Here is a 5363-nt window from a genome sequence, read left to right on the forward strand (position 1 = left end):
AGCATGTTGCGCACAGCGGGGATCCTGTCCCGCCGATCCGCCAAGATCAAAATGCTACGACCGCCTGAATCCGCCGGGTTCTAGCAGTGGAACCGCCTACAAGAAGAAGTGGGGCCTGTACCAGATTAAAGACGACGATGACGATGACAGTGGCGACAGTGGCGACAGTGGGAACGGGAACGGTAACAGTAACGGCAACAGCAACAACAGCGACCAAAACGCCAGTAACGACCAGAACGCCGGTAGCGACCAAAACACCGGTGCTGGTGACGACGGCTATGACGGGGGAAACCCTCCTTGGGCTGTAAGGGTGTTCAGCGGCCGGTGATCGATCTGGCCAGAAGGTCCCGGCCGCTCCGCAAGGCCGCGGGCCGATCCGGGCCCGGTCTCCTCCTATCACCGGTGTAGTCGGTGATCATGTGGCCGATGACGATCGGCGGCAGCGGCTCGGCAGACGGCAGTTGCCGTCAGATCGCCTCGGCCTAGGATTCGGCGTGGTCTCGATTGGTGACGGCGCTCTCCGCGTGCAATGGCCTGCGTGATCATCGCGACCTGGCTCGGCTGGGCGCCGGCGGTGGGCAGCTGCAGCCGGATTGTCACGGTTGTCCGCCGGCGTGGATGCGGTACGTCTTGCGGTCGGCGGAGCTCACGCCGCAGGCGTCGACGTGGCCGCGAAGCAGCGCTCGGTGGGCCTAGGGCAGGGCGGTGACGTGCAGGCTGTAGCGCGGAAGTTGGCCGCGGCGCATCATGCGGCCGCGCCGCAGAGCCTCCCGTTCTGCCTTGCCCAGAGCGGCGAGGCGAGGTGGTCGACGACTTCGTCGAGAATCTCCATCAAGATCGTTCGAGGGCGGGCCGGTCCGGCTGGTCGGGGAGGGCTGCAGCCCGTTCTGGTGATGACCTTCCTCGGCACCGGAGAGCCCCAACTTCTACAGCAGCGTCGGTGAGGCGCGGGCCTTCGGCCGGGCGGGGTCCGCAAGCGCGGCTGGCGCCGATGGCCGCATGAAGTACCACGACGGCTTCTGCAACGACTGGCGTGGCTTCCGCTGGACCGCCCGGTCTTCTGCAACGGCGTACGCGGCCTCAAGGCCGGGTGCTCGGCCGGTCCGGAAAGCAGTTGCCGATGAGGAGACGCGATGACCGACAAGAGGCGCCGGACGCCGGCGGAGCGTCGCCGCCGACAACAGTGGCTGATACCGCTCGGCTACTTCTGCGGGGCGCTGCTGTTCCTGGCTGGCAGTGACGGTTGGTTTCGTCGCTGTCTGGCGATAGTGATGATGCTCTACTCTGCCGTGGTGCTTGTCCGCGTGGTCCGGACCCAGCATCGCGAGGCGTGATCGATGACCACCAGAGCCGCCATGACCTTTAGTGGTGATGGGCGGACGCCACCGGGATGGTGGCCCCCCACTCAATCCGTACCGGGCCCGGCCGCCGATACGACGCCGCCGGCGCCCGCCCCGACGCCGCCCACCCCGACGCTTCGCCGGACGTTTCTGTCATACCGCGCAGAGATCATCACTGCATGACTGCACGACACAACATCTGGCTGATGCGCGACGAGTCGGCACAACAGAGCCACGGCGCCGTCCGCTCCGACACGATCACCGAGATCACCCCGTACATGATCACGCAAGACTCCAAGGAACTGCGGCTGCTGCAGGTCGGAACCGGCGCGGGCACCAGAGCCACCCTCGGAGCTTGCCTGCCCGAGTATCGCGACCACATGGTGCACGGGCTGTTGTCCGTGCTGCGGCAGGCCGAGGAGTTCGCAGCCGACTTCGTGGTGGTCGAAGCCGTTCCACTGGGCCCCGATGCCCCCCATCCGGTGCCGGGACACGCCCGAGCCCCTGACGGCAACGCCCGGCCGGGTGCGGCTACTGGGCCCCGGAAACGCGACGGGGCCGGAGATTGTCGTACGTGGATGCGAGGATGACGGCCGTCCGTGATGACCCGATCACCGTGGTCGACTTCACTGGGGAGAGCACCATGCCGTTCGCGTCAAGCCGCACCAGCGCGGCGGCAAGCCGGTCAAGGGCTACTACCGACTCAACACGATCTGGAACTTCTGGTTCGGCTTCCTGCTGATGCTGCTGTTCTTCAGCGTCGCGCGCGGTCGCTGAAACCCGCCGGAAGGCGCCCGGGCCCAAACTCCCACCCAGCCGGGACCGCTACTCGCGCTCAGAACCAGGCTGCCCTGCACACGAGACAGCGTCTGACGCTGCTCTTGGGGGAGGAAGAGTGTCCCTCCCCTTGGGACGGTGTCGCGGTCCCGGCCGCCTTCGGCCTGGATCTGACAAACCCCAGCTTTACCTGCACTGTCAGACCGCGGGCGTGGCTTCCGGTCTGAGTGATCGCCGAGCTCGGCTGGTGAAGCGGCGCAACGCCGGCGTGCCGGGGGGCCGGACCGATGGCCCCGGGATGACGGTGCGGACGCCGTTGATGGGCGGCGGCCGGGCGTGGAACGTGTCGGGTGCCCTATTCCGTGACCCGGAATCTCTGGTGTTATAGAACATGGAGTGTAGGAAGCCGTGCCCGAGGAAGGACCGATCCAGGTGCCCGACAACGCCTCCCCGCCTTATCTGAGGATTGTGACGACGTACCGCGAGAAGATCGATGCCGGCGAGCTGAAGCCGGGTGACCATCTGCCGTCGGTGCGGGAACTGGCCGCCGGCTCCGAGATCTCGCACGCCACGGCCGCCAAGGTGATCAGCGTGCTCAAGGCCGAGGGCTACGTGACCACGAGCACCGGCGCGACCGGGGGCACCGTGGTGGCGGCGAGGGCGCAGACCCCGGCCGACTACGTGCGCACCATCCAGAGCACGGGGAAGATCTACAAGCAGGGCCAGTACGCCCGGATCACCAGCGCGGCTCTCGTGCCGGCGCCGGACGTGCCGGCGGCCGCGCTGGGTGTCGAGCCCGGCGACATGATCATTCAGCGCGCCCGGGTCACGCACAACAGCGATGACGTGCCGTTGTCGGCCAGCGTCTCCTACCTGCTGGGTGATCTCGCTGAGAGCTGCCCGAACCTGCTGGTCGCCGAGCGGATCCTCAACGGGACACCCGGCTACGTGGCCGAGCGGACCGGGCGCACGCTGGGCGGTACCAAGGAGCAGGTGAGCGCCGCGGCCGCCACCGCGGCGCAGGCGGCCGAGCTGTCGGTTCCGGCCGGCTCGCCGGTCCTGATCGGCCGCAACTGGATCTACGACACCGAGGGCGGTGTCATCGAGTACGGCGAGTCCTGCTCGGTGCCGGGCCGTTGGTTGACCTACGAAACCCGTTCCTGACCAGCCGACACATGAGAAGGGGCCCGCGGGCGAACGCCCGCGGGCCCCTTCTCGTCTGTGTGAGCCGGAGGGCTACACCGGTGCCTCGACTTGGTGGTGGTGCAGGACCAGGTCGCGGTAGGGCGCAGCGACCACGGGGCAGCCGTCGAGGCCGAGTTGCTGCTCCACCTGGCCCAGCAGGATCGCGGCCGTGTCCGTGTCGGTGGCCATCACCTCGGTCTCGGCGAACGCGCCGACACCGGTGATGTGGTCGATGACCACCGTGACCGCCTCGTGCCGCGGGTGCCGGAACGTCTGGCGGGTCTTCTCCACCCGGCACAGCCGGACCATGCCGAGCACGTCGAGCAGCGCGGTCGCGGCGCCGGCCTGCTCCGGCCCGGCGAGGATCACGTTCGTCTCCGGCTTGGCGATGACGTCCGCCGCGGTGTGGGTGGCCGTGGTCGACGCCGGTTTGTAGGTCACCTCCGCGAAGCCGTCCCGCTGGCGCACGCGCAGGCATTCGACCGTGGCCAGGAAGTCCACATCGGGCCGGCTGTAGTAGGTGTCGGTCTCGACGCTGGAGCCCGCCGGCCGGTAGCCGGCCTCGCGCAGCCGGGCCTGCAGGGCCGCGACGTCGTCCAGCTGCCGTTTGCGTTCGACCTCGATCACGTCACTCACGTCCAGTTGTCTCCCTTGTTGATCGCCGTGTACATGCGGGCCAGGCTGGTCTTGCTGCACCAGCCGGCCACCGCTTCGAGCGCCTGGCGCATCGTGACCGCGTCGTCGCGGGGCACGTTGCGCAGAAGAACGAGCTGCTTGGCGTCGCGCAGCGGGTTCGCCAGCTGCCGGGTGAGGAACCGGTTGTAGTAGTGCCGGTCGACGCGGGTGATGTCGTCGCCCTGCACGGGCAGCATCACGGTATCGGTCTGCGCGCCGGCCGAATGCACCACGAACGCGCAGAGCAGCTGGTCGAGGGTCATGTACGCGTACGTCTCGCGGCCCTCACGCAGCAGCCACTGCTCCCACACCCGCCAGCAGGCCCGGTCACCGGACTCGACAGCGCCCATAAACGCCAGCAGCGCCACATCGGAGACCGCGTCGAAGATGTCACCGTCGATCGTGCGGTGATCGGCGTACGGCTCGCTCAGTGCCGGCAGCATCATCCGGTGCGGCCCGGGCAGCCACTCGACGTCGCCGTCGAGCCGGAAGTGGACCCGCTTGTGCCCGGCGCGGAAGTCCACCCAGTCGGCGGCCAGGTCGCCGTCCAGGTGCGGGACGAACCCGAGGATCCCGGAACGCCACACGTGGTCGCGCAGGGTCAGGTAGTGCCGCTGGATCTCCCGGAACAACCCGACCGGCGCCGAGATCACCGCATGGGTACCGGGGTCCAGGTCGCCGACGGCCACGATCCGCGAGTGCTGCCGGGCCACCAGCTCGTCGTCGGCCCGGTGATACGGGTGGGTGCCCTCGGCCAGGTACTGCGGGGTGAACAGCCGCAGGAACATCAGCCACGCCCGGGAGCTGTACGCCTGCGTCACCCGCCCGTGCAGCGTCGGCCCGTGCACGGCGTACACGTCGCGGTAGGCGAAGAACCCGCCCGGCGCCAGCACCCGCGGCAGGGTCCGCATCATCGTGTGCAGCCCGCCGTAGCCGTCGCCGTACGAGTACACCTCGTGCATCAGCGCCGACGCGGACACCACGTCGACCGGCTCCGGCAACAACTCGCCGATGTCCTGGGCGAACCCGAACCGCAGCTCACACTCCCCGACCCGGCCGAACCGCTCGACAGCCGCGGAAAGCGACTGCGACACCACCCCCGGCGCCTCGATCAGCGTCAGCCGCACGTTGCGCTTGTCGGCGGGCTGCTCGGCGAGTTGGTCGGCCAGGTAGGCGACCGCGGCGCCACCGCCGGGCCCGATCTCGACCACCCGGGGCCGGGCGTGCTGAAGGCGCGTCAACGCGCGCAGCATCAGCTGCCCCTTCTCTGCCCCATGGGCGTTGGCCGCCACGTCCAGGTAGCCGGCATCAGACTTGTGCTCGCGGGCGAAGTTGGTGACTCTCTCCTCGATCAGGTGCATCCGGCACTCCATGGTCAAATCGATG

6 protein-coding genes are annotated in these 5363 nt (G+C 68.6%); 4 read left to right on the forward strand and 2 right to left on the reverse strand.

The window, feature by feature from the left end:
* The 4 genes from Asi03nite_RS37105 to Asi03nite_RS37120 all read left to right on the forward strand — a co-directional run.
* On the forward strand, nt 1–328 hold a 328-nt coding region (locus tag Asi03nite_RS37105), incomplete at its 5' end, for a hypothetical protein (protein WP_203685203.1).
* Nucleotides 329–1133: 805 nt separating this feature from the next.
* On the forward strand, nt 1134–1334 hold the full coding sequence (locus Asi03nite_RS37110) for a hypothetical protein (RefSeq protein ID WP_203685204.1): 201 nt from the start codon (nt 1134–1136) through the stop codon (nt 1332–1334).
* 185 nt (nt 1335–1519) lie between these two features.
* Nucleotides 1520–1930: a hypothetical protein gene (locus tag Asi03nite_RS37115; protein ID WP_203685205.1), complete on the forward strand. Its 411-nt coding sequence runs from the start codon at nt 1520–1522 to the stop codon at nt 1928–1930.
* A gap of 595 nt (nt 1931–2525) precedes the next feature.
* Nucleotides 2526–3281, forward strand: coding sequence for a GntR family transcriptional regulator (locus Asi03nite_RS37120; protein ID WP_239103209.1), 756 nt, complete (start codon nt 2526–2528; stop codon nt 3279–3281).
* Nucleotides 3282–3353: 72 nt separating this feature from the next.
* Here the strand turns inward: Asi03nite_RS37120 and Asi03nite_RS37125 are convergent, their stop codons facing one another.
* Both Asi03nite_RS37125 and Asi03nite_RS37130 read right to left on the reverse strand, forming a co-directional pair.
* On the reverse strand, nt 3354–3938 hold the full coding sequence (locus tag Asi03nite_RS37125) for a class IV adenylate cyclase (protein WP_239103210.1): 585 nt from the start codon (nt 3936–3938) through the stop codon (nt 3354–3356).
* The coding region (locus Asi03nite_RS37130; RefSeq protein ID WP_307834061.1) for a hypothetical protein at nt 3935–5363 on the reverse strand (1429 nt) is incomplete at its 5' end. The genes Asi03nite_RS37125 and Asi03nite_RS37130, both read right to left, overlap by 4 nt.

This window comes from Actinoplanes siamensis (assembly GCF_016862395.1).
Classification (GTDB): Bacteria; Actinomycetota; Actinomycetes; order Mycobacteriales; family Micromonosporaceae; genus Actinoplanes; species Actinoplanes siamensis.

Excerpts from the sequence above, each read along its gene's own strand:
- Asi03nite_RS37110 (WP_203685204.1), top strand. The coding sequence starts at position 1,134 with ATGACCGACAAGAGGCGCCGGACGCCGGCGGAGCGTCGCCGCCGACAA.
- Asi03nite_RS37115 (WP_203685205.1), top strand. The coding sequence starts at position 1,520 with ATGACTGCACGACACAACATCTGGCTGATGCGCGACGAGTCGGCACAA.